This is a genomic window from Pedococcus ginsenosidimutans (assembly GCF_039544395.1).
Lineage (GTDB): Bacteria > Actinomycetota > Actinomycetes > Actinomycetales > Dermatophilaceae > Pedococcus > Pedococcus ginsenosidimutans.
This window is the reverse complement of record NZ_BAABLO010000012.1, coordinates 256,840-283,571: the sequence shown is the minus strand read 5'-3', so window position 1 is coordinate 283,571 and position 26,732 is coordinate 256,840. Positions and strand designations below refer to the sequence as shown.

Here is a 26,732-nt window from a genome sequence, read left to right as displayed (position 1 = left end):
CCCATGCTGCTCGAGGGCAAGAAGCTGCTCATCACCGGTGTCCTCATGGACTCCTCGATCGCCTTCCACGTGGCCAAGATCGCGCAGGAGCAGGGCGCCGAGGTGGTCCTGACGTCGTTCGGCCGCACGTTCAAGATCACCCAGACGATCGCCAAGCGGCTCCCCACGACCCCACCGGTCGTCGAGCTCGACGTCACCAACCCTGAGGACCTCGACAGCCTCGCCGGCCGGCTGGGGGAGCACGTCGACCGCCTCGACGGGGTGCTGCACTCCATCGGCTTCGCCCCCCAGGGCGCCTTCAACTTCATGGAGGGCACCTTCGAGGACGTGTCCACCGCGATGCACGCCTCGGCCTACTCCCTCAAGGCCCTCGGCGTGGCCACCCTTCCCCTGATGCAGGACGGCGGCAGCATCGTCGGGCTGACGTTCGACGCGAAGTTCGCCTGGCCGGTCTACGACTGGATGGGTGTGGCCAAGGCGGCGTTCGAGTCGACGAACCGCTACCTCGCCCGCGACCTCGGGCCCAAGGGCATCCGCTGCAACCTCGTGGCCGCCGGACCCATCCGCACCACGGCCGCCAAGAGCATCCCGGGCTTCGCGACGTTCGAGGAGACCTGGAACACGCGCGCGCCGCTCGGGTGGGACGTCAACGACGCGGTGCCCGCGGCCAAGGCCTGTGCCGCGCTGCTGTCCGACTGGTTCCCCGCCACCACCGGCGAGATCGTCCACGTCGACGGCGGCGTCCACGCGATGGGGCAGTGACCGCCGGTTCTGCCGCCGCGGCGGGGCGCCACTAGGCTCCCCGCATGACGTCCGAGACCCCCGTCGCCGTGACGGAGGTACGGGTCCTGGAGGGCCCCAACCTCTACTTCGCCAAGCCGGCCATCAAGGTCAGCCTGGAGCTGCCGGGCTACCTCGCCGCCGACGAAGGGGTCCTCAAGGACATCGCGCGCGCCGTCGGGCTGCGCAGCCCCCGGCCGGGCTCGCCCGGCACCGAGCAGCGCCAGCGGTTCGTGATGCGCCTGGTCGAACGCGCGACCCGGAGGCTCGCTGCGGCGAGCGGCACCACCCGGCTCGGCGTCCGCACGCGTCCCGGGAGCCGGCCCGACCAGGTGGTCGTCGCGTTCGTGTGGCGTCGGCGCGGTCGCGCCCGCGCGCTCGGCGAGGGCGTGGCACCGGTCCTGCAGGCTTGGCTCGAGGGCAGGGACGACATCGCCGAGCTCGGCGCGCAGGTGGCTGCGGCCCCTGAGGGGGACCGACCCTCCGTGCTGGTGCCGACCATCCCCGTCGCCTCCGTGACGGGCACCAACGGCAAGACCACCACGACCCGGCTGCTCGGCCACATCGGCATGACCGCAGGGCTGCGCACCGCCTGGTCGTCCACCGACGGCGTCGTGGTCCAGGGCGAGGTCGTGGAGCCTGGCGACTACTCCGGGCCCGCTGGTGCCCGCGGGGTGCTCAGCGCCCCCGGTGTGCAGCTGGGGATCCTGGAGACGGCGCGCGGGGGCATGTTGCTCAAGGGCATGGGCGTCGCCCACAACGACGTCTCCGTCGTCACCAACGTCTCCGCCGACCACCTGGGGATGCAGGGCATCGACACCGTCGACCAGCTCGCGGAGGTCAAGGCCATCGTCACCAAGGCGACCCGCGTCGGTGGCTGGACCGTCCTCAACGGCGAGGACCCCCGCGTGTGGGCCATGCGCACCGGTTCGCGGGGCCGCCCCTGGGTGTTCGCGCTGCGGGCCGACGCCCCGGCCGTGCGCGAGGCGCTCGACGCCGGTGGCCGGGCGATCACCGTCCTCGACGGTGACATCGCCGTGCTCGAGAACGGCCGCGACCCCGACCGGCTGGTGAGCATCCTCGACGTGCCCGCCACCATGTCGGGGCTGTCGGTGCACAACATCGCCAACGCCCTCGCCGGCGCCGCGGCCGCCCTGGGGCTGGGCCTGCCGCGGGCTGCCGTGATCGAGGGGCTGCGCACGTTCGTGCCCGACGACCGGCTCAACCCGGGGCGCATGAACACCTACACGCTGCGACGCGACGACGGGTCGGCCATCACCGTCATCGTCGACCTCGCGCACAACGAGGCAGGCCTCGAGGCGCTCATGGACGTCGCCCACGGGCTCAAGGTCCCCGGTGGGCAGGTCCACCTCGGCCTGGGGCTGGCCGGCGACCGCACGGACGACCTCCTGGAGTCCATCGGTGAGATGGCGGGGCTGCGCGCCGACCGCGTCGTCGCGGCGCACAAGGCGCACTACCTGCGCGGGCGCACCATGGCAGAGCTCGAGAGCCACCTGCGGGTCGGGCTGGCGCGCGCGGGGGTCTCCGACATCGACTCCTACGACACCGAGCTCGGCGGCCTCCAGGCACTGGTCCCCGGGGCAGCCGACGGTGACGTCGTCGCGCTGATGTGCCACGCGGAGCGCGCGCAGGTCGCCGCGTGGCTCGCGGCGCAGGGGGCCACGGCCGACGGCCCGGAGGACATCCGGCGCAAGGTCGTCTCGGCCCGTGGGGAGCACGAGCTCGAGAGCCAGATCGCAGCCATGTGGGACCTGTCCGACGACGCCTCCCGCGTGGAGTGCGCGCAGTCCCTGCAGGCCTCACGCCCGGGCGACGCGAGGCTCGTGCACGAGCTGGCGTCGGCGCTCGACGCGGCCGGCCGCGAGGAGGACGCGATCGACCTCTACCGCAAGGCCCTGGCCGGCGGGCTGCGCGAGCCACACCGGCACCGCGCACGTATCCAGCTCGCCTCCAGCCTGCGGGTCACCGGACAGGCCGAGCTGGCCCACTCCCTGCTGACCGAGCTCTCGCACGAGCGACCGGGCAGCGTGGCGGTGGAGTCCTTCCGCGCCCTCGCCGCGGTGGACACAGGCCGGGCCCGGGAGGCGGTGGCCGACCTCATCGACATGCTGCTGCACCACGCCGGCGACGAGGACGCCCTGAGCTACCAGCGGGCGCTGCACGCGTACGCAACCCAGCTGCGCGACGCCTGATCCCGGCGCACTGGGCCGGCGCGATCTGCGTGCACCGGGGCAACCTGTACTAATCCGAACTGTGGAAGCCCTCGCACGGGGCGGCTCCTAGCCTCGAAGACATCCCTTCACTGTCGATGAGGAGCTGTCATGAGACGTCCCACACCCCTGCTCAGCGCGGCAGGCGCCCTGTGCCTGCTGGCTGCGGGCCTGGTCGGCCCACTCACCCCCGTCGCTGCCTCCACGGCCGGATCCGGTGGCAGCATCCAGGGACTCCAGCGCGTCGGCACGGTCAACCTCCGAGGGCTGCCCGGAGCGACCGTGCCGCAGGCGGGAGTCCGGGCCCGGCCCGAGGCCGACAAGCAGGCGCAGCAGGCATCCGTCGCCCTCCCTGACCCTGCCACCGTCCCGGTGACGAGGCTGCACGCCGGCGCCACCGGCTTCAGTGGCCTCAACGCCGTGCAGTCGGGCCGCCTGAACGGGTTCGACGTCGAGCCGCCGGACCAGGGTCTGTGCGCCTACCAGGGCACCGTCATGGAGCAGGTCAACCTCGCGGTACGGGTCTACACCGACCGTGGGACCGCGCTCACCCGCCCGGTGTCCCTCAACGCGTTCTTCGGGCAGGCCGCGCCCTACGACCCCGCGACCAAGCGCTACGGCCCCTTCCTGTCCGACCCGCGCTGCTACCACGACGCGCAGACCGGCCGGTGGTACTCCACCGTCCTGAGCATCGACGTCAACGCGCGGACCGGTGACCTGGGACGCCACTCGTCCCTGCTCATCGCGGTCAGCGCGACGAGCGACCCGACCGGTGACTACGCCATCTTCGCCGTGGACACCACGGACAACGGCAAGGGTGGCGGCCCCCGCCTGGCGAACTGCCCGTGCTTCGGCGACCAGCCGAGACTCGGTGCCGACGCGAACGGGATCTACGTCAGCACGGACATCTACCCCATCCAGGGTCTCTTCGACAGCAACGGTGGCGGTCTCTACGCCGTCTCCAAGACCGGCCTGGCCGCAGCGGCCTCCGGCTCGGGTGCCATGCCACCGGTGGTCAGCATCCACGTGGGCGCCACGAAGGTCGACGGCCACCCGGCGAACGCCCTGCAGCCCGCCCAGACGCCGCCCGGTGGCAGCTACGCGCCGGACACCGAGTACTTCCTCAACACGCCGGACTTCAACGGCTTCGCCACGATGGGCGGACAGGGCGCCCACGCAGTCGTCCTGTGGGCGCTGACCGGTACCTCCAGCCTGGGCACCGCGACACCGCGGGTGACCCTCACGCACGCGATGCTGCCCAGCCAGCCGTACGCACCTCCCGTCCCCGCGCGGCAGCGCTCCGGCCCGCACCCCCTCGGCGCCAGCCAGAACGAGCCCCTGCCACGCATCGAGAGCAACGACGACCGGATGCAGCAGGTCGTCTACAACGGCGGGATGCTCGCCTCGGCACTCAACACCGGGATCGGTACCGGGCGCACGGCCAGCCGTGACGGCATCGCGTGGTTCGTGGTGCGACCGGGTGCCACGTCCGGTGGCGGTGTCACCGGCACGGTCGCCCGCCAGGGGTACGTCGCCGTGGACGGTGGCAGCGTGGTCTTCCCGGCCATCGCGGTCAACGCCTCCGGCGCCGGCGCCATGGTCTTCACGCTCAGCGGCGCCGGCTACTACCCGAGCGCCGCCTACACCGGGTTCACGATGGCCTCCGGAGCCGGCGGCTCGGTGCACGCCAACGGGATCGGTGCCGCGCCCGCGGACGGGTTCACCTGCTACCCGCCCTACAGCGACGGAGCCTGCCGCTGGGGTGACTACTCGGCCGCGGTCGCGCAGGACGCCTCGACGATCGTCATGGCCACGGAGTACATCCCGGGACCGCGTGACACCAACTCGAACTGGGGCACCTTCGCCACCCGCTACACCCCCTAGACGCACAGCGCCGCGGACGGTCTCGGCCGTCCGCGGCGCTGGTGTCGCGAGCTCGGTACCCGTGGGGGTCGAGCCTGGTCCGGGCAAGGGTCGGGCGGACCTCAGGCGAGGGTCAGGTCGCCGGCTCCACCTCGGCGGCCTCGGCGGCGGCCGCCTCGTCACCGGCGGCCTGGGCCTCGCTCTGCATCTCCACGGGGTCGAGGTCCGGGTCGCCGATGCCCTGCTTGTTGTGCGCCCCGGCCTGGGCGTGCTGCGTCATCTGCTCGAGCTCGCCGAGCACCTCGGCGTGCTGGTCGACACACAGCACCACGATGTCGCCGGGGTTGGCCCGGGCCATGCAGTGGCGGACGGCCTCGACCTCGTTGAGCACCGTCTCCACCTGGCGGCAGCGGACGCCCTCCTTGCCGATCTCGGCCTTGGCGCCCTCGGCCACCAGCGCGGCCGTCTCGCCGACGGGACGTCCCCGCTTGCGCTCGTCCTCGCGCACGACGACCACGTCGAAGTGCCGAGCGGCGATGGCGCCGAGCTCACGCATGTCGTCGTCGCGCCGGTCACCCGCGGTCGAGATCATGCCGATGCGCGAGACCTTGCCGAGGTCGGACTGGCCGGCCTTCTGCTCGGCGTACCCGTCGACGAACTCCCCGAGCACCCGCATACCGGGGGCGTTGTGGCAGTAGTCGACGAACACGTCGACGTTGTGGACGTTGACGAGGTTCATGCGACCGGGGGAGAGGTAGTAGCTCGTGGTGAACGTGCGCAGGCCCTGGCGGATCTCGTGCAGGCCTGCCCCTGCCGCGAACGCGGCGCCGGCGGCGGCCATGGCGTTGGCGACGTTGAACTTCGCCGTCCCGCCGAAGGTGGACGGGAGCAGGTGCGTCCACGCGAGCTGCATCGACCGTCGCCCGTGCTTGATGACGATCATGTCGCCGCGGTCGGTGTGGTCGAGGACCACGGCCCGGCCCCCGCGACGGCAGTGGTCCTCGATGAGCTCGCGGACCTTGCTGCCGGCGGGCTGCAGCGAGAACCAGACGATGCCGCCGGAGCACTTGCGCCGCATCCGGCGGACGAGGTCGTCGTCGGCGTTGAGGACCGCGAAACCGTTGCGCGGCACGGCTTCCACGACGACCGCCTTCACGTCGGCGAGCTGCTCGAGGGTGTCGATGCCCTTCATGCCGAGGTGGTCCGGGGCAATGTTGGTGACCACGGCGACGTCGTTGCGGTCGTAGCCCAGGCCCTCGCGCAGGATGCCGCCGCGCGCGACCTCCATGACGGCGAAGTCGACGCGCGGGTTCTGCAGGACCATCCGCGCGGACCGGGGCCCGGAGGCGTCGGCCTTGTAGACGAGCCGCTCGTCGATGACGATGCCGTCGGTCGACGTCATGCCGACCTTGTGGCCGATCCCCTTGAAGATGTGGGCGATCATGCGCGAGGTCGTCGTCTTGCCGTTGGTCCCGGTGACGGCCACGATCGGCACCCGCGAGGGCGACCCCGGCGGGAAGAGCAGGTCCACGACCGGCTTGGCGATGTACTGGGGCTCGCCCACCGTGGGGTGGGTGTGCATGCGGAACCCGGGTGCGGCGTTGACCTCGCAGATGGCGCCACCGGTCTCGCGGACCGGTGAGGCGATGTCGGGGCAGATGAAGTCGATGCCGGCGACGTCGAGCCCGATCATGCGGGCCGCCTCCTCGGCGATCTCGACGTTATCCGGGTGGGCGTCGAACGTGCGGTCGACCGAGATGCCGCCGGTGGACATGTTGCCGGTGAGGGCGAGCTTGACCATCTGCTCCTTGGGCGGCACGTCGTCCATCCCGAAGCCCTGGTCGCGCACGAGGCCGATGGCCGCGTCGTCGACCTTGATGCGGGTCAGCACCTTCTCGTGGCCGACGCCGCGCCGCGGGTCGGCGTTGGTGATCTCGACGAGCTCGGCGACGGTGTGGGTGCCGTCACCGATGACGTGCGCGGGGACCCGTTCGGCGATGGCCTGCATGCGGCCGCCGACGATGAGGCACCGGTAGTCGCGGCCGGTGACGAACGACTCCACGATGACGTAGCCGCGCCGGGACTCGCCCTCGGCGACGGCGAACGCCTCCCGCACCGCCTCGTCGGAGGTGAGGTCGAGGCAGACCCCGCGCCCGTGGTTGCCGTCCAGCGGCTTGACCACGACCGGGAACCCGATGCGCCTAGCCGCGGTGACGGCACCGTCGGCGGTGCGCACGGTCTCCTGCTTCGGCACGGGCAGCCCGGCCGAGGCGAGCAGCCGGGTCGTCATGTCCTTGTCGCTGGCGATGTCGACCGCGAGGGCGCCGGTCTTGGACGTCATCGTCGCGCGGATGCGCTGGGCGTGGACGCCCTGCCCGAGCTGTACCAGCGAGGCGCTGTTGAGGCGGATGTAGGGGATGTCGCGCGCGACGGCTTCCTCGAGGATGGCCGCCGTCGACGGCCCGAACGCCGAGCGCTGGGCGCGCCGGAGGAACACGTCGAGCTCCTCGCGGAAGTCGAACCCCTCCTCGGGCTCGACGAGGTGGTTGACCAGCCGTACGGCGAGGGTGCCGGCCGCGAGGCCCACGGTCTCGTCGGCGTAGTCGTAGATGACGTTGTAGCGCCCCGGCTGGCCCTTGACCGCACGGGTCTTGCCCCGGCGCAGGTCGTGGCCGGCCTCCTGCTGCAGCTGCAGGGCGACGTGCTCGGCGACGTGGCCGACCCAGGTGCCCTCACGCAGGCGCTCGATGAAGCCGCCCTTCACGCCGCGTGAGCAGGTGTGGTTCTCCAGGCCCGGGAGCAGCTCGACGAGCTGGTCGGTGAAGCCCACGAGGGTGTCGGTGGGGTAGCCCTCCAGCACGCCCAGGTCGACCACGAGGTGGATCGCGGGGCTGTAGGACCAGATGTTGCCGCCGCGGTAGACCCGGGACTCGACGATCGAGAGCTCCGGGGCTGCGGGCCCGGTGGGCGTGGGGCGGTCGGCCATGGGTTCTCCTTGCGGTCGGGCAGTGCAGGGTGGTCGTCAGGCCTTGGCGGAGGCCAGCGCGACGGCGGCGTCCGCGTGCTTCTCGACGAAGTCGACGAGCTGGACCTCGGCGAGGTCGAACGTAGCGCCTGCGGGCAGGGAGTGCACGACCGCACCGGAGACCATCAGGGGTGCTCCCCGGCGGGCGTCGGGCGCGTCGGAGGCGGCCTCGCGGCAGTCGAGGACGAACACCGCGCCGGAGCCGTGGACGGTGAAGACCCTGCGGTCCCGGACCTCGATCGCGGTGTCCTCGTCGATGCCGATCCCGATGAGGCTGGGGGAGGCGGCCACCATGGACATGAGCCGCCCGTAGCGGGAGCGCTGGGCGAAGTGCTGGTCGATGATGACGCCCTCGAGCAGGCCGAGCCCGGCGCTCAGCTGGCTGTGCCGCTGGCGAGGGGTGATCCCCTCGTCACCCATCGAGATCATGAACTGGCTCATGATCGAGGCCCCGGCCGAGGTGCCCGCGATGACCGCTCCGCGCTCGTGGGCGCGGTGCAGGGCGTCGCCGAGCGGGGTGCCCGGGAATCGCTGGCTCAGCTTGAGCTGGCTGCCCCCGCTCATGAAGACGCCCGTCGCTTCGTCGATCAGGGCGACCGCGGCCTCGTCGGCGGCGTCCTGCCGGGTCTGGGGGTTGACGACCGACGGCGCCGGGGCGCCGAGGCGGGTGAACACCTCGGTGTACGCGTCGGTCACCTCGTCCTGGAAGGAGGAGGCCGTCGGGATGAGCACGATCCTGGCCTTGCGTCCGCCGGCGAGCCGGACGAACCGGCGCAGGACGGTCGCCTTGCCCACGCGGTCCTCGGCACCACCGATGATCAGGAGGGTGGGTCTGCGTCGACGCTGGGGTGGGGCCATTGCGACAGCCTAGGAGTCAGGGGTGCGCGACCGGAGGAGCGGGGGTCGGCGTGCCGTCGGCCTCGTCGGCCTCCTCGATCTCCTCGCGCGTGATGCCGAGCAGGTAGAGGACCGCGTCGAGGTAGGGCACGTTGACGGCAGTGTCGGCCTGCTCGCGCACGACCGGCTTGGCGTTGAACGCCACGCCCAGCCCGGCCGCCTCGAGCATGTCGAGGTCGTTCGCGCCGTCGCCGATGGCCACCGTCCGGGACAGCGGCAGCCCCGCCTCGGCGGCGAAGCGACGCAGCGCCTGCGCCTTGCCGGCACGGTCGACGATCTCCCCGACGACGCGACCGGTCAGCCGCCCGTCGCGCACCTCGAGGCGGTTGGCGTGCGCGTGGTCGATGTCGAGCTCGCGGGCGATGTCCTCGACGATCTCGATGAAGCCGCCGGACACGACCGCGACCGTGAAGCCGAGGCGCTTGAGGGTCCGTACGAGGGTCCGGGCCCCGGGGGTGAACTGGATGCGCGCGCGCACCTCGTCCAGCACCGAGACGGGCAGGCCCTCGAGGGCCGCGACCCGCTGGCGCAGGCTGGCGGCGAAGTCCAGCTCGCCCCGCATCGCGGCCTCGGTGACCGCGGCCACCTCCGCCTGGCGACCTGCGTGCTCCGCGAGCAGCTCGATGACCTCGTCCTGGATGAGCGTCGAGTCGACGTCCATCACCACGAGCCGTCGGCCGCGCCGCGCGAGGCCGCCTGCGGCGACGGCGATGTCGAGCCCGTGGACGCTGGACTCGAGCGCGAGCTCGCGCCGCAGCCGGTCCACGTCGGCGCCGGACACGTCGAGCTCGACGGTGGTCACGGGGTACCGGGACAGGCGGCGGATGCGGTCGATGTTGGCTCCGTGCGAGGCGATCCGGGCCGTCACCGCGGCCACGCCGCTGGCTCGCAGGGGGGCGCCCAGGACGACGACCGCGGCCCGCCCCGTGCGCCGGCGGCGGGTGTCACCGGTGCCCTTCTTGATCTTGACCTTGAGGTCGAGCTCCTCGCCGACGGCGAGCAGGACCTCGCGCAGGCGCGCCTCGGTGTCGCCGGACACGAGCAGCATGGCGAGGGTGAGGTGCCCCCGCACGACGACCTGCTCGAGGTCGAGGACCTCCGCACCGACGTCGGCGATGGCGTCGAAGAAGGTGCTGGTGACACCCGGGCGGTCCTCTCCCGAGATCGTCACGAGGAGGGTCTGCGCGGTCACGTCGGGCACTGCTCGACGATATCGACGTACGTCGACGTCCCCGTGGGGAGTCTCGCCATCCGACCCCGGCCGAGGTTTGGTCAGGGCGTGTGGTGCAGGGTGTGTCGCCCTCGGGTGACGTGCTGGGTCACCGCCGGTTCTGGGGTGCCTGCCGGCCCCTGCCGTCGGCGCAGGAGCACCCACAGCGGCACCAGACCCACGGCGGCAAGCACGAGGAACGGTCCCACCAGGGCCGTGGAGACCACCGTCGAGCTGGGGTCGGCGGCCGCACCGAACGTCTGGTCGACCGCGATGCTCACCGCCTCGACCACCCACAGCACGAGCCCGGCGGGCACGACGACGGCGCCTCGGGCCTCACGTCGCCAGAGCCAGCCGGCCGCGACGGCCATGAGCGGCAGCCACACGGCGAGGTCCTGCACGTAGATCACGTTGGTGGCCACGCCGGTGCCGGCCAGCATCGGGGACGGGTACGGGTCGTCCAGGGCCGGGACCACGGTGCCCAGCCACAGCAGGGTGTTGAGGCCGGCGACGACCCAGACGTAGGTGGCCACGCCGCGTACGGGTGCGTCCCGCGCGACGGCTTGGCCGAGATCCCGGACCTGCGGTGTCAACGCCAGGGCTGCGGCGCTCCAGACACCGGTGCCGAGCATGGCGACATAGACCAGGAAGGCCGAGTTGAACGGTGTCAGGAACAGCAGCAGCACGGCGTTGTAGACGAGGTACAGGGTCGAGCCGCCCCACCCGGCGAGGGCCACGGCAGAGCCGCGCAGCGCAGCGGCCACCGACGCCAGGAGCAGTGGCACCGCCACGACCACGATGACGAGCGAGGTGCCGCGGGCCGACCCCTGCATGGCCGCGGGACCGCCCAGCAGCCCGTGGTCCCAGAGGGTCCACGCCCCCGCAGCGAAGGACGTCGCCCCGTTCGCCACGGCCAGCCAGACGGCTGTTCGTCGTGCCTGCGCGCCCATTTCCGCCTCGCTCCCCGGGCACGGTGCCCGCAGCACCATGCTCGGCGGCGGTGTCGGGTGGTGGACGGGGCGAAGGTCCCGGCTCGGTGCGCGCTCAGCCCTGGGGGTGGGAGTCCCGCCACGCGACGAGGTCGCGCAGCGGTCCGAGGTCGTAGCGCGGTCCGCCCACCCCGACGGTGAACAGGCGCGTGCCGACGTCGTACAACGCCTGTGCGCCGGCCGCGTAGTCGGCGACGTCCTCGGGCAGCCGTCCGGGCTTGGGGGAGACGCCGGCCGAACGCTCGATCTCGCCCGGGTCTCGTCCGACCTTGGCGCACCACTCGTCGAGGACCGCGTGCTTGTGGGCGACGGTCTCGGGGTCGCCGAAGCCGTGCCAGATGCTCGCGTGCTCGGCGACGATCCTCAGCGTCTTCCGCTCGCCACCGCCGCCGATGAGGACGGGGATGTCCCGGGTCGGTGGCGGGTTGAGCCGGGCCCACCGGTCGCGGATCAGGGGAAGGTCGCGGGCGAGGGCGTCGAGCCTGCCGCCCGCCGTGCCGAAGTCGTAGCCGTACTCGTCGTAGTCGCGCTCGAACCACCCGGACCCGATGCCGAGGATCAGCCGGCCGCCACTGATGTGGTCGACGGTCCGTGCCATGTCGGCGAGCAGCTGCGGGTTGCGGTAGCTGTTGCACGTCACCAGCGCGCCGATCTCGACGCGCTCCGTGGCCTCCGCCCAGGCCCCGAGCATGGTCCAGCACTCGAAGTGGGCGCCGTCCGGCGGCCCGTAGAGCGGGTAGAAGTGGTCCCAGTTGAAGACCACGTCGACGCCGATCTCCTCGGCCTCGGCGGCCGCGCGCCTGATCGACGCGTAGTCGGCGTGCTGCGGCTGGAGCTGGACCCCGATGCGGATGGGGTGGGCCTCACCGGTCACGCGACGACCTCCTGCGACTTGGCGACGACGGTCAGCCCCGACTCGGTCACCATGAAGCCCCGCTCTCGGTCGCGGTCCGGGTCGACGCCGATGGTGGTGTTCGCCGGCACGAAGACCTCCTTGTCGATGATGGCGCGCCTGATGACGCAGCCGCGTCCGACCTCGACGCCGTCGAGCAGGACGCTGTCGTCGATGGTGGTGCCGCTGTGGATGTGGCAGCGGGGTGACAGCACCGAGTTGGTCACCGTGGCGCCCGAGATGACGACACCGGGGGAGACGGCGGAGTTGTGTGCCTCACCGAACTTGCCGGCGGCGCCGTGGACCAGCTTGGCGGGCGCGAACGGACCGTAGTCGGTGTAGATGGGCCAGTCGTAGTTGTAGAGGTTGAAGACCGGGTGGATGGACACGAGGTCCATGTGCGCCTCCCAGTAGGAGTCCATGGTCCCGACGTCGCGCCAGTAGGCCTGGTCGCGCTCCGTGGCACCCGGGATGACGTTGTCCTTGAAGTCGTAGACGTAGCCACGGCCCTCGTCGACGAATGCCGGCACGATGTCGCCACCCATGTCGTGCTTGCTGCCCGGCCGGTCGTTGTCGCGGGTCACCGCGTCGATGAGGACGTCGGCGTCGAAGACGTAGTTGCCCATGGAGGCCAGGACCTCGTCGGGGGAGTCCGGTAGCCCCTTGGCGTCGGTCGGCTTCTCCAGGAACGCGCCGATCTTGCGTCGGTCGGAGTCGTCGACCTCGATGACACCGAACTGGTCCGCGAGCGAGATCGGCTGGCGGATGGCGGCGACGGTCACGCCGGCGCCGGTCTCGATGTGCTGGGCCACCATCTGGGAGAAGTCCATGCGGTAGACGTGGTCGGCGCCCACCACCACGACGATGTCGGGCTTCTCGTCGTGGACGAGGTTGAGGCTCTGGAAGATCGCGTTCGCCGAGCCGAGGTACCAGTTCTTGTCGATGCGCTGCTGCGCCGGCACCGGCGTGACGTAGTTGCCGAGCATGTTGGACATGCGCCACGTCTTGGTGACGTGGCGGTCGAGGCTGTGCGACTTGTACTGCGTCAGCACGACGACCTTGAGGTAGCCCGAGTTCACGACGTTGCTCAGCGCGAAGTCGATGAGGCGGTAGATCCCGCCGAACGGGACGGCGGGTTTCGCGCGGTCCGCGGTGAGCGGCATCAGCCGCTTTCCCTCCCCACCCGCGAGGACGATGGCGAGAACCTTCGGGACTCCGCGACGGTACGGCATAGAGCCGACCCTAGGGAATGGTCGGCGAAGTGGCGAGCCCTGTCCGCGAACGCGTCCCGCCACTACGCTCGCTGGCGTGAGAGTCGACATCCTGACCAAGGAGTACCCGCCCAACATCTACGGCGGCGCCGGGGTCCACGTGGCCGAGCTCGTGAGGGCACTTCGTGAGCGTGGGGACGTCGACACGAGGGTCCGCGCGTTCGGTGTGCCGGTGCAGGAGGAGGGCACGACCGGGTACGCCGACCTGCCGGACCTCGCGTCCGCGAACGCGGCCGTGCGCACCATGGGTGTGGACATCTCCATGGCCGGTGACTGCGACGGTGCGGACGTCGTCCACTCGCACACCTGGTACGCCAACTTCGGTGGCCACGTCGCCGGTCTGCTCGGTGGGATCCCGCACGTGGTCACCGCGCACAGCCTCGAGCCCATGCGGCCGTGGAAGGCGGAGCAGCTCGGCGGCGGCTACGCGCTCTCGTCCTACATGGAGCGCACCGCCTTCGAAGGAGCCGCCGCGGTCATCGCGGTGAGCGAGGGCATGCGCCAGGACGTGCTGCGGGCCTACCCGACGGTCGACCCCGACCGGGTCAAGGTCGTGCACAACGGCATCGACTCCGAGATGTGGCAGCGACACGACGACCACGACGTCGTGCGCCGGCACGGTGTCGACCCGGACGGCAGGTCGGTCGTGTTCGTGGGTCGCATCACGCGGCAGAAGGGGCTGCCCTACCTGTTGCGCGCCGCGGCGCAGCTGCCCCCGGACGTCCAGCTGGTGCTGTGCGCCGGCGCACCGGACACCCCGGAGATCCTGGCTGAGGTCGAGGGGCTCATGGCCGAGCTGCGGGCCACCCGTGAGGGCGTCGTCTGGATCCCGGAGATGCTGCCCCGGGCGGAGGTCATCGCGCTGCTCTCTGCCGGCACGGTGTTCGCGTGCCCCTCGATCTACGAACCACTCGGCATCGTCAACCTCGAGGCGATGGCGTGCGAGCTCGCCGTGGTCGCGACCGCGACCGGTGGGATCCCCGAGGTCGTCGTCGACGGCGAGACCGGGTGGCTCGTGCCGATCGAGCAGCGGCAGGACGGCAGCGGCATCCCGCTGGATGCCGACAAGTTCGTCGCAGACCTCGCCGCGGCCCTCAACGACGCGGTGAGCGACCCGGAGCGTGCCGAGCGGTTCGGGCTGGCCGGTCGCAAGCGGGCCGTCGAGTCGTTCTCGTGGGCGAGCATCGGCGAGCAGACCCTGGCCGTCTACCGCGAGGTCCTGGAGCGCCCGACCGCCGGCTGAGGGCAGCCTCAGAGGACGCGGACCAGGCCGCGGTCGGGGTTGGCGGGGTCGTCGAGCCGGGACACGTACTCGGGTTCGCCCTCAGGTTCGGGTGCTGGCACCGCGGCGAGGTGTCGTCGGCCGAGGTCGGTGTCGGGTGGGAGCTCGACGTCGGCCCATGTGATGGGTCCGCCGCTGGGCGGGCGGTAGGTGCCTGGGGGTGGTTAGGAGTCGCCGTCCGGTGGTGGTGCGGTTTCGTGGGGTCGGGGTGGGTGGATCGGGAGGCCGTAGCGGTTGGTGACGACCAGGCCGTCGGGGCGGGTGGGGTCGCCGGTCATGGTGTGGTCGCCGCGGTCGATGCCGTCGTGGTGGGTGGTGCAGAGCAGGACCTGGTTGTCGAGGTCGGTGGGTCCGCCGTAGGCCCAGGGGGTGAGGTGGTGGACCTCGGTGAAGCGTGTGGTGGTGCAGCCGGGGAACCGGCACCCGCGGTCGCGGTCGTGGATGAGGCGTCGGGTGCGGTCGGGCAGGATCCGCATCGCCCGGCCCACCGACACCGGGGTGCCCTCGGTCTCCCAGACGGGTTGCACCGTGCCGTCGCTGAGGAACCGGCCGAGCAGCCGTAGCGGGATCACATGTCCACCGGACACCCAGGCGCCGTCGGTGTCCAAGTGGAGGTACACCCGGTAGTGCGCCGCCCGGCTGGTCGACGTGACGGAGGCGAGGGAGCGGTTGGCCATCTCCTCCAACGCGTCCGCATACGTGGGCAGCCCCGCGTGCCGGTCGTCCACCGCGACGTGGTCGACAACGGTGTCGGCAGCCGCGGCGCCGCGGCGGCGGATGAACAGGGCGTCCTTGGCTTCCTTCACCGCCTGCTCGACCAGCGCGCCGATGGTGGCGGGGGCGGAGTACCGCAGCTGGAACCGGCCGTCGGCGTCGTAGCCCATCGACAGCTCCGGCTTCGCGCACGCCCGCTGCTCTGACGCCGACCTGGTGTCAGCCGGGACCAACTGCGGCTCGCCATCGGTGGCGGCATCGTCCTCAGCGGGGCTGTCGGCCGGGTCGGGAGCCGGCGGGGCGGGGAAAGCGTGCCGAGCCACGGCGCGGCGCAGCTGCGGCACCGTGGCCTCACGGGCCAGAGCGGTGACCGAGGCCTGGTACCGGGCCGGGACGGCGCGGGCGATGACCGCGACCTGGTCCAACGACAGCTCACCCGCCTCCAGCGCAGCCGACGCCTCGACCAGCTCGGACCGACGCCGCGCGACCCGCACCACATCCGCGGCGTGCGCCGGCGACAACCCGGCCCGCACGACCAGGTAGTGCTCGGGGGTCTTGAACCCGCCGTCACCCCAGTGCCGGTCCTCGATCAGCTCGGCAGCGATGTCGACCAGCTCGGCCTGCGCGCGGTTCAACCGCCCCGCCACCGCCGCGGTGCGCGCCCACAGCTCCTGCTGCCGGCGGTGCCGGGACTGCGCGAGCGGGCTGGTCGACACACCTCAATCGTACAGGTGTTCGAACGACAAAGGAAGGTTGTCCACAGCGAATTACGTTGTGGCAGAGACGAGTTCGTCGCGGGCGTGTGAGTCTCAGGCCGGGCGCCACCCGGCGAGAACAGCACACGCGGCGTTGGTGGCGTCGGCGAGGGCGTGGTCGGCCGCCCGCTGCAGACGCAGCAGGAGTGAGTGGCGGGAGGCCGCAGTCGCAGCGTTGAGGGCGCCGTCTCCGGCAGCCAGGGCGACGTCGACGACGTGGCCGACGGTCCCGGCAAGGGCGATCACCCTGGCGGCCCGCGCGGGTAGACCGGACGGCAGGCCCCAGCGTCCGCCGAGGGCGGCATCGGCCAGCTCTCGAGCGGCTGACGCCCCGAACGGCTGCCCGCCGAGGGCGTCGAGGTGCTCGGTCGCCGTACGCAGCTCCTCACGCAGGTGCCGCTCGAGCTGGGACGCCTCGAGAGCCTCCACGCGGTGCTGGGGGACGGGCTCGGCGTCGAACGCCGTCCAGTCCACGCGCGTCCCGACATCGAGGCCGCCGCGCGCGTCGTTGCCGAAGGAGGAGATCGACGGGACGAGCAGGCCACCCAGCGCCGGCACGAACACGCACTCGCCCCCGTCCGCCGCGGCAGCGAGGACCTCCGGTGCGGCACGCGGCATACCGACGAGGTCGCCCGGCGCGGGTAGCGCCACGAGCAGGGCCCGCTCGCCGAGGTCGTGCCACAGGGACAGGCGGTCCAGGTCGCCCTCGACGTGGTCCACGTCCGGCAGTGCCCGCCGGACCGCATCCTCCAGCGCGGAGCCCGTCGCCCACGCGTGGGTGGTCCACAGCGAAAGGCGCACAGACGCAGGCAGTTCAGGCATCCGACAATGCTAAGCCGATAGGGTCCGGTGCCATGAGTGACGTCCTGGAGTTCGCCGGAGTGAGTGTGGTCCGGGGCCACACGACCTTGCTCGACGACCTCACGTGGGAGGTCGAGGAGGGGCAGCGCTGGGTCGTCCTCGGACCCAACGGCGCCGGCAAGACGACGCTCCTGCAGCTCGCCGCCGGCCGCATGCACCCCACGCGTGGAGTGGCAGGCGTCCTGGGGGAGGTCCTGGGCGCGGTGGACGTGTTCGAGCTCCGACCCCGCATCGGCCTCGCATCGGCCGCCCTCGCGGAGCGCATCCCGGGCGACGAGATCGTGCACAACGTCGTCGTGACCGCGTCCTGGGGCGTGGTCGGCCGCTGGCGCGAGGCGTACGAGACCTTCGACCACGCGCGGGCGTTCGAGCTGCTCCAGGCGCTCGGCGCCGACCACCTCGCCGACCGCACCTACGGCACCCTCTCCGAGGGGGAGCGCAAGCGGGTCCAGATCGCCCGCGCCCTCATGACCGACCCCGAGCTCATGCTGCTCGACGAGCCCGCCGCCGGCCTCGACCTCGGGGGCCGCGAGGACCTCGTCCGAAGACTGGGTGAGCTGGCCGCCGACGTCGACGCCCCGGCCCTGGTGCTGGTCACCCACCACGTCGAGGAGATCCCGCCGAACTTCACCGACGTGCTGCTGCTGCGCGACGGCAAGGTCGTCGCGCAGGGGCCGGTCGAGATCACCCTGACCGAGGAGAACCTCTCGGCCACGTTCGGCATGCCGCTGGAGCTCGAGCGGCGCGGTGACCGCTGGACGGCGCGCCTGCGCAGCGGCGAAGGAACGTCCGGGACGTCCCCGACGTCCTAGGGTTGAGCTCACTGGATCAGGAGGGGACGCATGAACTGGATCGGTGACAGCCCGTGGCTCGCGTGGCTGGGTGTGGCGCTGGTGCTGGGGGCGATCGAGGCCGCGACGGTCGACTTCGTGTTCATCATGCTGGCGGCCGGGGCCCTGGCCTCGGCGGTCGCGGCCGCGATGGGTGCGGGGTTCGCCCTCCAGATCGTGGTGGGCGTCGTGGTGGCCGTCGTGCTGCTGTTCGTCGTCCGCCCCTACCTCAAGCGCAAGTTCAACGAGAACTACGCCGCCGACACCATCGGGGCCCGGGGGCTGGTCGGTCGCACGGCATACGTGCTGCAGACCGTGACCAGTACCGAGGGCCGCGTGAAGCTCGGGGGCGAGACGTGGTCCGCGCGGGTCGCCGAGGCGGCCGACCGGTTCAGCCCGGGGGAGCAGGTCCGCGTGGTGTCCATCCAGGGGGCAACCGCCTTCGTGGACGGTGTGTCAGGCCAACAGGCGTCTGACAAGACAGGGGAGTGACGGATGGACTTCAGTGCAGGTTTCATCGTCCTGGTGCTACTGGTCGTCTTCGCGGCGATCGTCATCATCAGGACGGTCCGGATCGTGCCGCAGCAGACGGCCCTGATCATCGAGCGGCTCGGTCGCTACTCGCGCACGCTCGAGGGTGGCATCCACTTCCTGGTGCCCTTCGTCGACAAGGTGCGGGCCAACGTCGACCTGCGTGAGCAGGTGGTGTCGTTCCCGCCGCAGCCGGTGATCACGTCCGACAACCTCGTCGTCAACATCGACACGGTCATCTACTACTCCGTGATCGACGCGAAGTCCGCCGTCTACGAGATCGCCAACTTCATCCAGGGCATCGAGCAGCTGACGGTCACCACGCTCCGCAACGTCATCGGCTCCCTCGACCTCGAGCAGACCCTGACCAGCCGTGACCAGATCAACGCCCAGCTGCGTGGTGTCCTCGACGAGGCGACCGGTAAGTGGGGCATCCGCGTCAACCGCGTCGAGCTCAAGGCCATCGACCCGCCCATGTCGGTGCAGGAGTCGATGGAGAAGCAGATGAAGGCGGAGCGCGAGCGGCGCGCGCAGATCCTGTACGCCGAGGGCACCAAGCAGTCGGCGATCCTCACCGCCGAGGGTGAGAAGCAGAGCCAGATCCTCCGGGCTGAGGGCTCGGCGCAGGCGCGGATCCTCGAGGCGCAGGGCCAGGCCCGTGCCATCCAGCAGGTCTTCGACGCCATCCACCGCGGGAAGCCCACGCAGAAGCTGCTCGCCTACCAGTACCTCCAGGTGCTCCCGCAGATCGCCCGCGGAGACTCCAACAAGATGTGGATCATCCCCAGCGAGCTGACCGACGCGCTGCGCGGCATCGGCGGCGCCCTGGGCGCGACCGACAAGGGCAACGGACCCGACGGCGGTGGCGAGGACGAGTGGGTCGACCCGGGCCAGCTCCAGGATGCCTTCGACGAGACGGTCCTGGAGGACCCGATGCAGGCCCTCGCCGAGGCGCGGGGCCTCGCCGGCAAGGCGAGCCAGGAGGCCACCGAGCACGCGGCACCCGTCTCGCGCGTCCAGCCCCCGATCGGTCGACCGGCCGACGCCGTGCCCGAGCCCGAGCTGTTCGCGACCCGTGAGCCCGCGCCGGAAGCGGCACCGGAGCCGGCCCCCGAGCCGACAGCGCCGCCGCAGGAGCCCACCGCCCCGGTCCCGCCGCCGCCGGTGGCACCCGACGACGGCCCGCGGTCGCCGGGCGCCTGAGCGCAGCGACACCCCCACGACGGTGAGGGCCGGACGACGGCCCTCACCGTCGCGTCGCTAGGGTGCTCGGGTGTCCCTCCTCGAAGCCCTCGGCATCCTGCTGGCCGGGCTCGGTGCAGGCACCATCAACACCATCGTCGGCTCAGGCACCCTGATCACGTTCCCGACGCTGCTGTTCCTCGGCTACCCGCCCGTGGTGGCCAACGTGTCCAACACGGTGGGCCTGGTGGCTGGTGGCATCACCGGCGTCCACGGCTACCGCGACGAGCTGCGTGGCTCGGGCCCCACGCTGCGCCGGCTCGCCCCGGCCTCCCTGCTCGGCGGCGTCATCGGTGCGGTGCTGCTGCTCGTGCTGCCACCGGAGGCCTTCACCGCCATCGTGCCGGTGCTCATCGGGCTCGGCCTGGTGCTCGTGGTCCTCGGCCCCAAGCTCAACCGCCGGGCCGCGCTGAGACGCGAGCAGGGCATCGCACCGTCGGTCGCGTGGCACGGCCCGGCGCTGGTTGCCGGGACCCTGGTCGCCGGCATCTACGGCGGCTACTTCGGGGCGGCCCAGGGCGTCATCCTCATGGGGCTCATGAGCGCCCTGTCGAGTGAGCCCATCCAGCGCCTCAACGGCTACAAGAACGTCCTCGCCACGATCGTCAACGCCGTCGCGGCCGTCACCTTCATCCTCGTGGCCCGCGACGACGTCGACTGGCTGGTCGCACTCCTCATCGGGATCGGCGCCCTGGCCGGGGGCTTCGTCGGGTCGAAGATCGGCCGACGCCTCCCGCCCGTGGTGCTGCGGGGCGTGATCATCGTGGTCGGCCTCGTGGGGATCGCCAAGATCGTCTGGTTCAGCTGATGGACTGGACGGCCGTGCTGCTCCTCGGGGCCGCACTGTTCGCCGGGGCGTTCGTCCAGTCGTCGATCGGCTTCGGCATGGCCGTGGTGGCCGCGCCGTTCCTCGTCATGGCGACGCCGTCGCTGATGCCCGGCGCCCTGCTCGTCACCAGCTTCTCGCTGCCAGTCGTGCAGCTGCTGCACGGGCCGAAGCAGATCGCCTGGCGACCGCTCGGCTGGGCCCTCGGCGCGCGCCTGCTGCTCACGCCCGTGGGCGTCGCGGTGGTGGCCCTGCTGACCGTGCGGGCGATCTCCGTCGTCGTCGGCACCCTCATCCTCGTCACGGTCGCCGCGTCGGTCTCCGCGCTCGACCTGCGACCCACGCCCCGCAACGCGGCGGCGGCCGGCGCCGTGGCCGGGGTCGCGGGCACGGCCTCGTCGATCGGCGGCCCCTACCTCGCCCTCGTCCTGCAGCACGAGCGGCCGGAGCGACTGCGGGCGACCCTCGCGGCGTTCTTCCTCGTCGGCACCTCGATGGCCGTGGTCGGGCTCGCGCTGGCGGGGGAGTTCAGCCGCGAGCAGCTGCTCGCCGGGCTCGCGTGGGTGCCCTTCGTCGTGGCCGGGTACGCCGCCGCGGCGCCTGCGCGTGCCCACCTCGACCGTGAGCGGCTGCGCCGGGCGGTCCTGGTCTTCTGCGTCGTCGCCGGCGTCAGTGTGATCGTGCGCGCCCTGGTGTTCTAGCCTGCACGGCGTGCCCATCGCCATCACCACGCCCGACGACGAGCGGCTCGCCGACTACGTCTCGCTCACGGACGTCGCGCTGCGGCGCCGTACCGAGCCCGAGCGGGGGCTGTACATCGCGGAGTCGGAGAAGGTCATCCGCCGGGCCCTGGCGGCCGGCCACCGGCCGCGCAGCTACCTCATGGCGCAGCGGTGGCTCACCGACCTGGCCGACCTCGTGGAGGAGGCGGAGGCCGACGGCACGCCGGTCTTCGTGGGTGAGCACGACGTCATCGAGCAGCTGACCGGGTTCCACCTGCACCGGGGTGCCCTGGCGTCGATGCAGCGCCCTGAGCTGCCCTCCTTGGCCGAGGTGACCCGGGACGCCCGGCGCATCCTCGTGCTCGAGGACATCGTGGACCACACCAATGTCGGCGCCGTCTTCAGGAGCGCCGCCGGCCTGGGCGTCGACGCCGTGCTCGTCACCCCGCGTTGCGCGGACCCGTTGTACCGCAGGTCGATCCGCGTCTCGATGGGCACGGTCTTCCAGGTCCCGTGGACACGGGTCGACCCGTGGCCGGCCGGCATCGACGAGCTGCGGACCCTCGGGTTCACCGTCGCCACGCTCGCCCTGGCCGATGACGCGGTCAGCCTCGACGAGCTGGCCGCTCACCCACCCGAGCGGCTCGCCCTCGTGCTGGGCACCGAGGGGGACGGGCTCTCGCGCCGTACCCTCGAGGCCGCCGACCTCACCGTGACGATCCCCATGGCCGGCGGCGTGGACTCCCTGAACGTGGCTGCGGCGGGCGCAGTGGCCGCGTGGGCCCTGCGCCCGCCGCAACGGGACTGATCTCCTCGAGCTACTTGGTCGAGTCGTTGTAGGACTTGATCTGCGGCTCGACGGACTTGGCGGCCTTCGTCATCGCCGCCTGCGGGTCGGCGCCGTTGAGCGCAGACTCGAGACCGTCCTCGGACGCCTTGCGCGCCTGCGGCATGACGCCGAGCAGGCAGCCCTGGGTCGCCTTGCTCAGCTTGGTGTCCTGCAGCTGCTTGACCGCGACGTCGAAGAGCGGGTTGGCCTTGCGGTAGGCCACGTCCACCGGGTCGTCGAGCGCACCCTTGCTGATCGGGAAGTAGCCCGTGCCGGTGTGCCAGGTCGCCTGCGACTTGGGGTCGGCCAGGAACTTCACGAACTGCCAGGCGGCTTCCTTGTTGGCGTCCTTGTGGTTGACGCCGTCGATCCACAGCGAGGCACCGCCGATGATCGGGCCACCCGTGGTGCCCGCGGTGATGTGCGGGTACGGCGCGGCGCCGAGCTCCCAGCCGCCTTCCTTGGCCGCCTCGCTGTAGCCGCCGAGCTGGCCCGTGGACTCGAGGTTGATGGCGAGCTGCCCGGACTTGAAGGCAGCCTGCGCGGCCTTGGTGTCGCGGCCGGTGTTGGCGGCGAGGCCGTCCTTCACCAGCTTCTGCCACCAGGTGACCACCTGCACCGACTCGGGGGAGTCGAACTGGACCTTGGTGGCCTTGCCGTCCCGGCCGTTGCCCTGGTCGCAGTACTCCTTGCCGTCGGTGGCGATGAACTGCTCGAGCAGCCAGCCGTAGATGGCGGCGCCGAAGCCGTAGTCGGCCGGGCCACCGTTCTTCTTCGACAGCTTCTCGGCGGCGGCGCGGATGGACGCGAGGTCCTGCGGCGCCTTCTCGGGGTCGAGGCCGGCCTTCTTGAAGAGGGTCTTGTTGTAGTAGAGCACCGGCATCGAGGTGTTGAACGGCATCGAGTTGAGCTTGTCGTCAATGGAGTAGTAGCCGGTGATGTTGGGCTGCAGGTCCGACACGTCGAGCTTGTCGCGGTCGATGAACGACTGCATCGGCACGGTCTGCTTCGCGTCGATCATGAAGCGCGAGCCGATGTCGTAGGTCTGGATGACGTCGGGCGTCGACTTGCTCTGGATCGCGGCCTTGTACTTGGTGATCGCGTCGTCGTACTTGCCGGCGTAGGTCGCCTTGACCTGGATCTTGCCCTGGTGGGCGGCGTTGAAGTCGGCCACCAGCTTGGTCAGGACCTCGGCGTTCTTGCCGTCCATGGCGTGCCAGAACGACACCGTGGTCACGCCGTCGGCCTTCTTCAGGGCATCCGCCGACGGGGCCTTGGCACCGTCCGCGGAGCTGCCGCCGTCGCCCCCGCCACAGCCGGCGAGGACGAGCGACACGGCTGCGAAGCCGGCCGGGACGGCATACCGAAGTCCCCTCAACCGTCCCGTGGTTGTCTTCGTTGTCAACACGTCTCGTGCTCCTTTGTCTGTCACTTGACCGCACCCGTGGTGAGCCCACGGACGATGAACCGCTGCCCGAAGATGACGAGCAGCAAGGTGGGGAAGAGGGCGAGCATCACGCCGGCCAGGACCATGCCGGGGGAGTCGCCGTCGGACGACTGCAGCTGGCTGATGCCGATCTGGATGGTCTGGTGCCTCGGGTCCTCGGTGGCCAGCAGCGGCCAGAAGTACATGTTCCACGCGGACAGGGCCGACCAGATGCCGAGCGCGGCGAGGCTCGGGCGGCTCAGCGGCACGAGGATCGAGAAGAGGAACCGGAAGTGCCCGGCGCCGTCGACCCGTGCCGCGTCACGGAGCTCCATGGGGAAGGAGAGGAAGGACTGGCGCAGCAGGAAGGTGCCGAATCCCGTTGCGAGGAAGGGCAGTGTCAGCCCGGCGATGGTGTCCTTGAGCCCCAGGCTGGAGATCAGCAGGTAGTTGGGGATGATGATCGACTCGAACGGGATCATCATCGTGGACAGGAACACCGCGAACCAGAACCCGCGCCAGCGCAGCGGCAGGAACACGAACGCGTAGGCCGCGAGGATGCTCGTCACCAGCTGGCCCACCATGATGCCTAGGGTCTGCCCGACGCTGGTGAGGTACTGGCTGCCGAGCGGGATGATCCGTAGGGCGCTCGAGTAGTTGTCGGGGTGCAGCCCGTGCGTCGGCCACAGGGCCGGCGGGAAGCTGTTGGTGTCGCGCTCTCCCATGAACGAGCCGACCAGGCCGTAGTAGACCGGGAACAGCACGACGAGGAAGACCACGCCCAGGACGAGGTAGGTGACCAGGTTGCCGCCGCGTCGTGACCTCACCGGTAGAACACCCGCCGCTCGAGGACGCCGAACTGGACCGCGGTGATGATGAGCACGATGAGCAGCAGCACCATCGCCTGCGCCGAGGCGTAGCCGTAGTTGGAGTTGTTGTTGGCGAACGCCTGCTCGTAGATCGAGTAGACGAGCGTGGTCGTGCGTCCCTCGGGGCCGCCGACGGTGAGGATACGGATCTGGCCGAAGCTCTGCAGCGAGTGGATCGTGCCGACCACCACCAGGAAGAACAGCTGGGGAGTAATCAGCGGCATGACGATCGAGCGCTGCAGCCGCATTCCCGACGCACCGTCGAGCCGGGCCGCCTCGAGCACGTCCTCGGGGAGGGCGCCGAGTCCCGCGGAGATGACGAGCAGGTTGTAGCCGATCTGCATCCACACGGTCGCGCCCGACACCGACCAGAGGGCGAGGTCGGGGTTGGTGAGCCACTGGACCTTGCCAACGCCGAGGTGGGAGAGCAGCCCGTTCAGGACACCCGAGGCGGGGTTGAACAGGACGCCGAAGATCACCGACGCCGTGGCCACGGAGAACGCGAAGGGCAGGGCGAACGCCGTGCGGAAGAAGCGCACTCCCCGGATGCGGGTCTGCAGCAGCAGCGCGATGAACAGGGCGATGGCGATGCTCGGCAGGACGGTCAGGACGGTGAACGCGAAGGTCACCCACAGCACCGTGAGGAAGTCAGGGTCCGAGAAGAGCTTGGAGTAGTTGACGAAGCCGACGTAGCCGCTGGGGTTGCCCAGGATGTCGGTGCCCTGGACCGACAGCAGCACCGACTTCACGAGCGGCCAGAAGACGAAGACGCCGAAGACGACCAGGGCGGGGACGAGGTAGGCCAGCGCCACCCAGGCCCCCCTGCGTCCGGCGGCCCCGGCTCCGGTGGCGGGAACGGTCATGCCGTGACCCTATAAGCCCCCTTGCAACTATCTACCGCTGGTATGGCGTGTTTCTGCACAGAATATGCGGCTGCGACCGTTCTGGGCGCCCCTATGAGTTCTGGTAGATGCCGGTGAGCACCCCGCGGGCGAGCGTGTGGAAGCCCGTGTTGAACGCCGCGACCGCGGGGCTGACCGAGTCGTCGATGCCGAGGTCGTCGGTGTCCAGGGCGCTCACGGCGAACAGGTAGCGGTGCGGGCGGTCGCCCTCCGGCGGCGCAGCACCGCCGAAGGCCTTGGTGCCGTAGTCGGTCGTGACGTGGAACGCGCCCTCGGGCAGGTTCGAGCCGCCCTCGGCCCCCGCGCCCTCGGCGAGCTCGGTGACGTCGGCGGGGATGCCCACGACCACCCAGTGCCAGAACCCCGAGGGCGTCGGGGCGTCCGGGTCGAAGCACGTGACGACGTAGGACTTCGTGCCCTCCGGGCCCGGGGACCACGAGAGCTGTGGGGAGGTGTTGCCGCCGGTGAAGCCCCAGTCGTCGAAGACGTGGGCCTGTGGCAGCGCGTCGCCGTCCTCGAAGGAGGTGCTCGTGACGGTGAGCGGCGGGACCTCGGGGAGCAGGTCGTACGGGTTGGGGGCCAGTGGGCGCTCGAGACTCATGCCGTGAACCTAACCCGGCCGGCGCGCCGCGACCACTCAGTCGACGAGGCGGTCGAGCAGGGCCTGCATCGTGGACGCCGGGTCGTCGGTGAGCCCGCCGTGGACCGGCCCGGGCTGGATCACCGTGCTGCGCGGCGCGCTGAGCCACCCGAACCTGCGACCGAGGCCGCCGAGGGTGGGCAGGCCGCCACCGGTCACGCCACGGCAGACCTGGCAGATGGTCTCCAGGGCGTCGGCCACGGCACCGGCGTCGAGGCCGCGGAACAGGGCGCGCAGCCGGTCCTCGTCGACGCGGTAGGCCGCCTCGAGGAAGTCTGCGCCCTGGGAGTAGAGGACGACGCCGACGTTGACGAACTCCTCCCGCTCCACGCGGGGTACGCAGCGCAGGGTGACGTACTGGTAGCCGTGGCGCGTCACGAGGCGTCCTCGGGCAGCCAGGCGGCCGGGTTGGCGACGCGGGCCTGCAGGTGCTCGCGGTAGGCGGTGCGCAGGCTCTCGGATGACTCCAGGCCCGGAGCGGGCTCGAGCCACTCGTCCGGCACCAGGGCGGTGACCCGGTCGAGCAGCTCGGTCGTGAGCGCGGGGGCGAGCCGCTCGTGCGCCGCCGCCGGGGAGGAGGCGACGTCGCGCAGCACGTGGGTACTGGCGTCGAAGCGCTGGGCGGCGAACCGCTCCGCATCGGCCCCGCGGCTCGGCCAGCCGTGGTGGAAGTAGAGCGCCGCGCCGTGGTCGATGAGCCAGGGCCTGCGGTGCCACACCAGCAGGTTGGGGTTGCTCCACGTGCGGTCCACGTTGGCGGTGAGCGCGTCGAGCCACAGGATGTCGGCGGCGACGTCCGCCGCTGGCGGCCGCGACCCGTCGTACCCGAAGGAGCCGGGCAGGAAGTCGATGCCGAGGTTGTGGCCGAGGCTCGCGGTGAGCAGGTCCTGGACCTCCTCGTCCGCTTCGTACTTGGCGATGGGCGCCTGTAGGTCGACCACCGCCAGCCGGGGCACGTCGAGCCCGAGCCCCCTGGCCAACTCGCCGACGAGGACCTCGGCGACGAGCACCTTGAGCCCCTGGCCGGCACCGCGGAACTTGAGGACGTAGGTGCCGAGGTCGTCGGCCTCGACGATGCCGGGAAGTGACCCGCCCTCCTTGAGGGGGGTCACGTACCGGGTCGCCGTGATCTGCTCGAGCACGCG

24 protein-coding genes are annotated in these 26,732 nt (G+C 71.3%); 10 read left to right on the top strand and 14 right to left on the bottom strand.

Translation table 11 applies throughout. From position 1 onward, the window contains the following. The first annotated feature begins 3 nt into the window (after positions 1-3). The 3 genes from fabI to ABEA42_RS15955 all read left to right on the top strand — a co-directional run bounded on the left by fabI (position 4) and on the right by ABEA42_RS15955 (position 4,895). Entirely contained in the window at positions 4-762 is a 759-nt protein-coding gene (fabI, locus tag ABEA42_RS15965) for an enoyl-ACP reductase FabI (RefSeq protein ID WP_345504866.1), read from the top strand. Between the two features lie 44 nt (positions 763-806). Beyond that, on the top strand, positions 807-2,993 hold the full coding sequence (locus ABEA42_RS15960; protein WP_345504865.1) for a tetratricopeptide repeat protein: 2,187 nt from the start codon (positions 807-809) through the stop codon (positions 2,991-2,993). Between the two features lie 129 nt (positions 2,994-3,122). Then, complete coding sequence (locus ABEA42_RS15955; protein WP_345504864.1) at positions 3,123-4,895, top strand: hypothetical protein; 1,773 nt, start codon at positions 3,123-3,125, stop codon at positions 4,893-4,895. Positions 4,896-5,007: 112 nt separating this feature from the next. Here ABEA42_RS15955 and cphA read toward each other — a convergent pair whose 3' ends face one another. The 6 genes from cphA to glgC form a co-directional block, all read right to left on the bottom strand. Continuing rightward, positions 5,008-7,860, bottom strand: coding sequence for a cyanophycin synthetase (gene cphA / locus ABEA42_RS15950; protein WP_345504863.1), 2,853 nt, complete (start codon positions 7,858-7,860; stop codon positions 5,008-5,010). A gap of 36 nt (positions 7,861-7,896) precedes the next feature. Next, positions 7,897-8,757: a cyanophycinase gene (locus ABEA42_RS15945; protein ID WP_345504861.1), complete on the bottom strand. Its 861-nt coding sequence runs from the start codon at positions 8,755-8,757 to the stop codon at positions 7,897-7,899. A gap of 16 nt (positions 8,758-8,773) precedes the next feature. Continuing rightward, a complete protein-coding gene (gene serB, locus ABEA42_RS15940) occupies positions 8,774-9,997 on the bottom strand; it encodes a phosphoserine phosphatase SerB (RefSeq protein WP_425572096.1) in 1,224 nt (407 codons plus the stop codon). A 71-nt stretch (positions 9,998-10,068) separates the two neighbouring features. Beyond that, positions 10,069-10,956 (bottom strand): hypothetical protein, encoded by an 888-nt coding sequence (locus tag ABEA42_RS15935; protein ID WP_345504859.1) that lies wholly within the window; start codon positions 10,954-10,956, stop codon positions 10,069-10,071. Between the two features lie 94 nt (positions 10,957-11,050). After that, complete coding sequence (locus ABEA42_RS15930; RefSeq protein ID WP_345504857.1) at positions 11,051-11,869, bottom strand: LLM class F420-dependent oxidoreductase; 819 nt, start codon at positions 11,867-11,869, stop codon at positions 11,051-11,053. Further along, on the bottom strand, positions 11,866-13,119 hold the full coding sequence (glgC, locus tag ABEA42_RS15925; RefSeq protein WP_345504855.1) for a glucose-1-phosphate adenylyltransferase: 1,254 nt from the start codon (positions 13,117-13,119) through the stop codon (positions 11,866-11,868). Before glgC ends, ABEA42_RS15930 begins: the two co-directional genes overlap by 4 nt. A 76-nt stretch (positions 13,120-13,195) precedes the next feature. Here glgC and glgA point away from each other — a divergent pair, with 76 nt between their 5' ends. Then, complete coding sequence (glgA, locus tag ABEA42_RS15920; protein ID WP_345504853.1) at positions 13,196-14,401, top strand: glycogen synthase; 1,206 nt, start codon at positions 13,196-13,198, stop codon at positions 14,399-14,401. 203 nt (positions 14,402-14,604) lie between these two features. On the opposite strand, the gene ABEA42_RS15915 is transcribed toward glgA, so the two are convergent. Continuing rightward, positions 14,605-15,870 carry an HNH endonuclease signature motif containing protein gene (locus tag ABEA42_RS15915; protein ID WP_345504852.1) on the bottom strand — a complete coding sequence of 422 codons (1,266 nt, stop codon included), beginning with the start codon at positions 15,868-15,870 and terminating at the stop codon, positions 14,605-14,607. A gap of 93 nt (positions 15,871-15,963) precedes the next feature. Further along, positions 15,964-16,731: a hypothetical protein gene (locus ABEA42_RS15910; protein WP_345504850.1), complete on the bottom strand. Its 768-nt coding sequence runs from the start codon at positions 16,729-16,731 to the stop codon at positions 15,964-15,966. A gap of 32 nt (positions 16,732-16,763) precedes the next feature. On the opposite strand from ABEA42_RS15910, the gene ABEA42_RS15905 reads away from it, so the two are divergent. The 6 genes from ABEA42_RS15905 to ABEA42_RS15880 all read left to right on the top strand — a co-directional run bounded on the left by ABEA42_RS15905 (position 16,764) and on the right by ABEA42_RS15880 (position 21,729). Further along, positions 16,764-17,582 carry an ABC transporter ATP-binding protein gene (locus ABEA42_RS15905; RefSeq protein WP_345504848.1) on the top strand — a complete coding sequence of 273 codons (819 nt, stop codon included), beginning with the start codon at positions 16,764-16,766 and terminating at the stop codon, positions 17,580-17,582. Positions 17,583-17,612: 30 nt separating this feature from the next. Next, a complete protein-coding gene (locus tag ABEA42_RS15900; protein ID WP_345504846.1) occupies positions 17,613-18,092 on the top strand; it encodes an NfeD family protein in 480 nt (159 codons plus the stop codon). 3 nt (positions 18,093-18,095) lie between these two features. Then, the gene (locus ABEA42_RS15895; protein WP_345504845.1) at positions 18,096-19,334 is read left to right on the top strand and encodes an SPFH domain-containing protein; all 1,239 of its coding nucleotides are present in this window, start codon (positions 18,096-18,098) and stop codon (positions 19,332-19,334) included. A 70-nt stretch (positions 19,335-19,404) separates the two neighbouring features. After that, positions 19,405-20,181, top strand: coding sequence for a sulfite exporter TauE/SafE family protein (locus ABEA42_RS15890; RefSeq protein WP_345504844.1), 777 nt, complete (start codon positions 19,405-19,407; stop codon positions 20,179-20,181). After that, positions 20,181-20,900, top strand: a complete 720-nt coding sequence (locus ABEA42_RS15885) for a sulfite exporter TauE/SafE family protein (protein ID WP_345504843.1) — start codon at positions 20,181-20,183, stop codon at positions 20,898-20,900. Before ABEA42_RS15890 ends, ABEA42_RS15885 begins: the two co-directional genes overlap by 1 nt. A gap of 10 nt (positions 20,901-20,910) precedes the next feature. Next, entirely contained in the window at positions 20,911-21,729 is an 819-nt protein-coding gene (locus ABEA42_RS15880; RefSeq protein ID WP_345504841.1) for a TrmH family RNA methyltransferase, read from the top strand. A gap of 10 nt (positions 21,730-21,739) precedes the next feature. Here ABEA42_RS15880 and ABEA42_RS15875 read toward each other — a convergent pair whose 3' ends face one another. The 6 genes from ABEA42_RS15875 to ABEA42_RS15850 form a co-directional block, all read right to left on the bottom strand. Next, positions 21,740-23,155, bottom strand: a complete 1,416-nt coding sequence (locus ABEA42_RS15875) for an ABC transporter substrate-binding protein (RefSeq protein WP_345504840.1) — start codon at positions 23,153-23,155, stop codon at positions 21,740-21,742. A gap of 23 nt (positions 23,156-23,178) precedes the next feature. Further along, a complete protein-coding gene (locus ABEA42_RS15870; RefSeq protein ID WP_345504838.1) occupies positions 23,179-24,003 on the bottom strand; it encodes a carbohydrate ABC transporter permease in 825 nt (274 codons plus the stop codon). After that, a complete protein-coding gene (locus tag ABEA42_RS15865) occupies positions 24,000-24,908 on the bottom strand; it encodes a carbohydrate ABC transporter permease (RefSeq protein WP_345504836.1) in 909 nt (302 codons plus the stop codon). The genes ABEA42_RS15870 and ABEA42_RS15865 overlap by 4 nt, the downstream gene beginning before the upstream one ends. A gap of 91 nt (positions 24,909-24,999) precedes the next feature. Continuing rightward, positions 25,000-25,548: a YbhB/YbcL family Raf kinase inhibitor-like protein gene (locus ABEA42_RS15860; RefSeq protein WP_345504835.1), complete on the bottom strand. Its 549-nt coding sequence runs from the start codon at positions 25,546-25,548 to the stop codon at positions 25,000-25,002. Positions 25,549-25,584: 36 nt separating this feature from the next. Next, positions 25,585-25,965, bottom strand: coding sequence for a DUF3037 domain-containing protein (locus tag ABEA42_RS15855; protein WP_345504833.1), 381 nt, complete (start codon positions 25,963-25,965; stop codon positions 25,585-25,587). Further along, positions 25,962-26,729, bottom strand: coding sequence for a HipA family kinase (locus ABEA42_RS15850; RefSeq protein WP_345504831.1), 768 nt, complete (start codon positions 26,727-26,729; stop codon positions 25,962-25,964). The genes ABEA42_RS15855 and ABEA42_RS15850 overlap by 4 nt, the downstream gene beginning before the upstream one ends. Positions 26,730-26,732: the final 3 nt, after the last annotated feature.

Bases quoted from the DNA above. Each gene is read 5' to 3' on its own strand.
- ABEA42_RS15960 (WP_345504865.1), top strand. From the start codon at position 807: ATGACGTCCGAGACCCCCGTCGCCGTGACGGAGGTACGGGTCCTGGAG.
- fabI (WP_345504866.1), top strand. From the start codon at position 4: ATGCTGCTCGAGGGCAAGAAGCTGCTCATCACCGGTGTCCTCATGGAC.
- ABEA42_RS15905 (WP_345504848.1), top strand. From the start codon at position 16,764: ATGAGTGACGTCCTGGAGTTCGCCGGAGTGAGTGTGGTCCGGGGCCAC.
- glgC (WP_345504855.1), bottom strand. From the start codon at position 13,119: ATGCCGTACCGTCGCGGAGTCCCGAAGGTTCTCGCCATCGTCCTCGCG.
- ABEA42_RS15955 (WP_345504864.1), top strand. From the start codon at position 3,123: ATGAGACGTCCCACACCCCTGCTCAGCGCGGCAGGCGCCCTGTGCCTG.
- ABEA42_RS15895 (WP_345504845.1), top strand. From the start codon at position 18,096: ATGGACTTCAGTGCAGGTTTCATCGTCCTGGTGCTACTGGTCGTCTTC.
- ABEA42_RS15945 (WP_345504861.1), bottom strand. From the start codon at position 8,757: ATGGCCCCACCCCAGCGTCGACGCAGACCCACCCTCCTGATCATCGGT.
- cphA (WP_345504863.1), bottom strand. From the start codon at position 7,860: ATGGCCGACCGCCCCACGCCCACCGGGCCCGCAGCCCCGGAGCTCTCG.
- ABEA42_RS15935 (WP_345504859.1), bottom strand. From the start codon at position 10,956: ATGGGCGCGCAGGCACGACGAACAGCCGTCTGGCTGGCCGTGGCGAAC.
- ABEA42_RS15885 (WP_345504843.1), top strand. From the start codon at position 20,181: ATGGACTGGACGGCCGTGCTGCTCCTCGGGGCCGCACTGTTCGCCGGG.
- ABEA42_RS15860 (WP_345504835.1), bottom strand. From the start codon at position 25,548: ATGAGTCTCGAGCGCCCACTGGCCCCCAACCCGTACGACCTGCTCCCC.
- ABEA42_RS15900 (WP_345504846.1), top strand. From the start codon at position 17,613: ATGAACTGGATCGGTGACAGCCCGTGGCTCGCGTGGCTGGGTGTGGCG.
- ABEA42_RS15865 (WP_345504836.1), bottom strand. From the start codon at position 24,908: ATGACCGTTCCCGCCACCGGAGCCGGGGCCGCCGGACGCAGGGGGGCC.
- ABEA42_RS15910 (WP_345504850.1), bottom strand. From the start codon at position 16,731: ATGCCTGAACTGCCTGCGTCTGTGCGCCTTTCGCTGTGGACCACCCAC.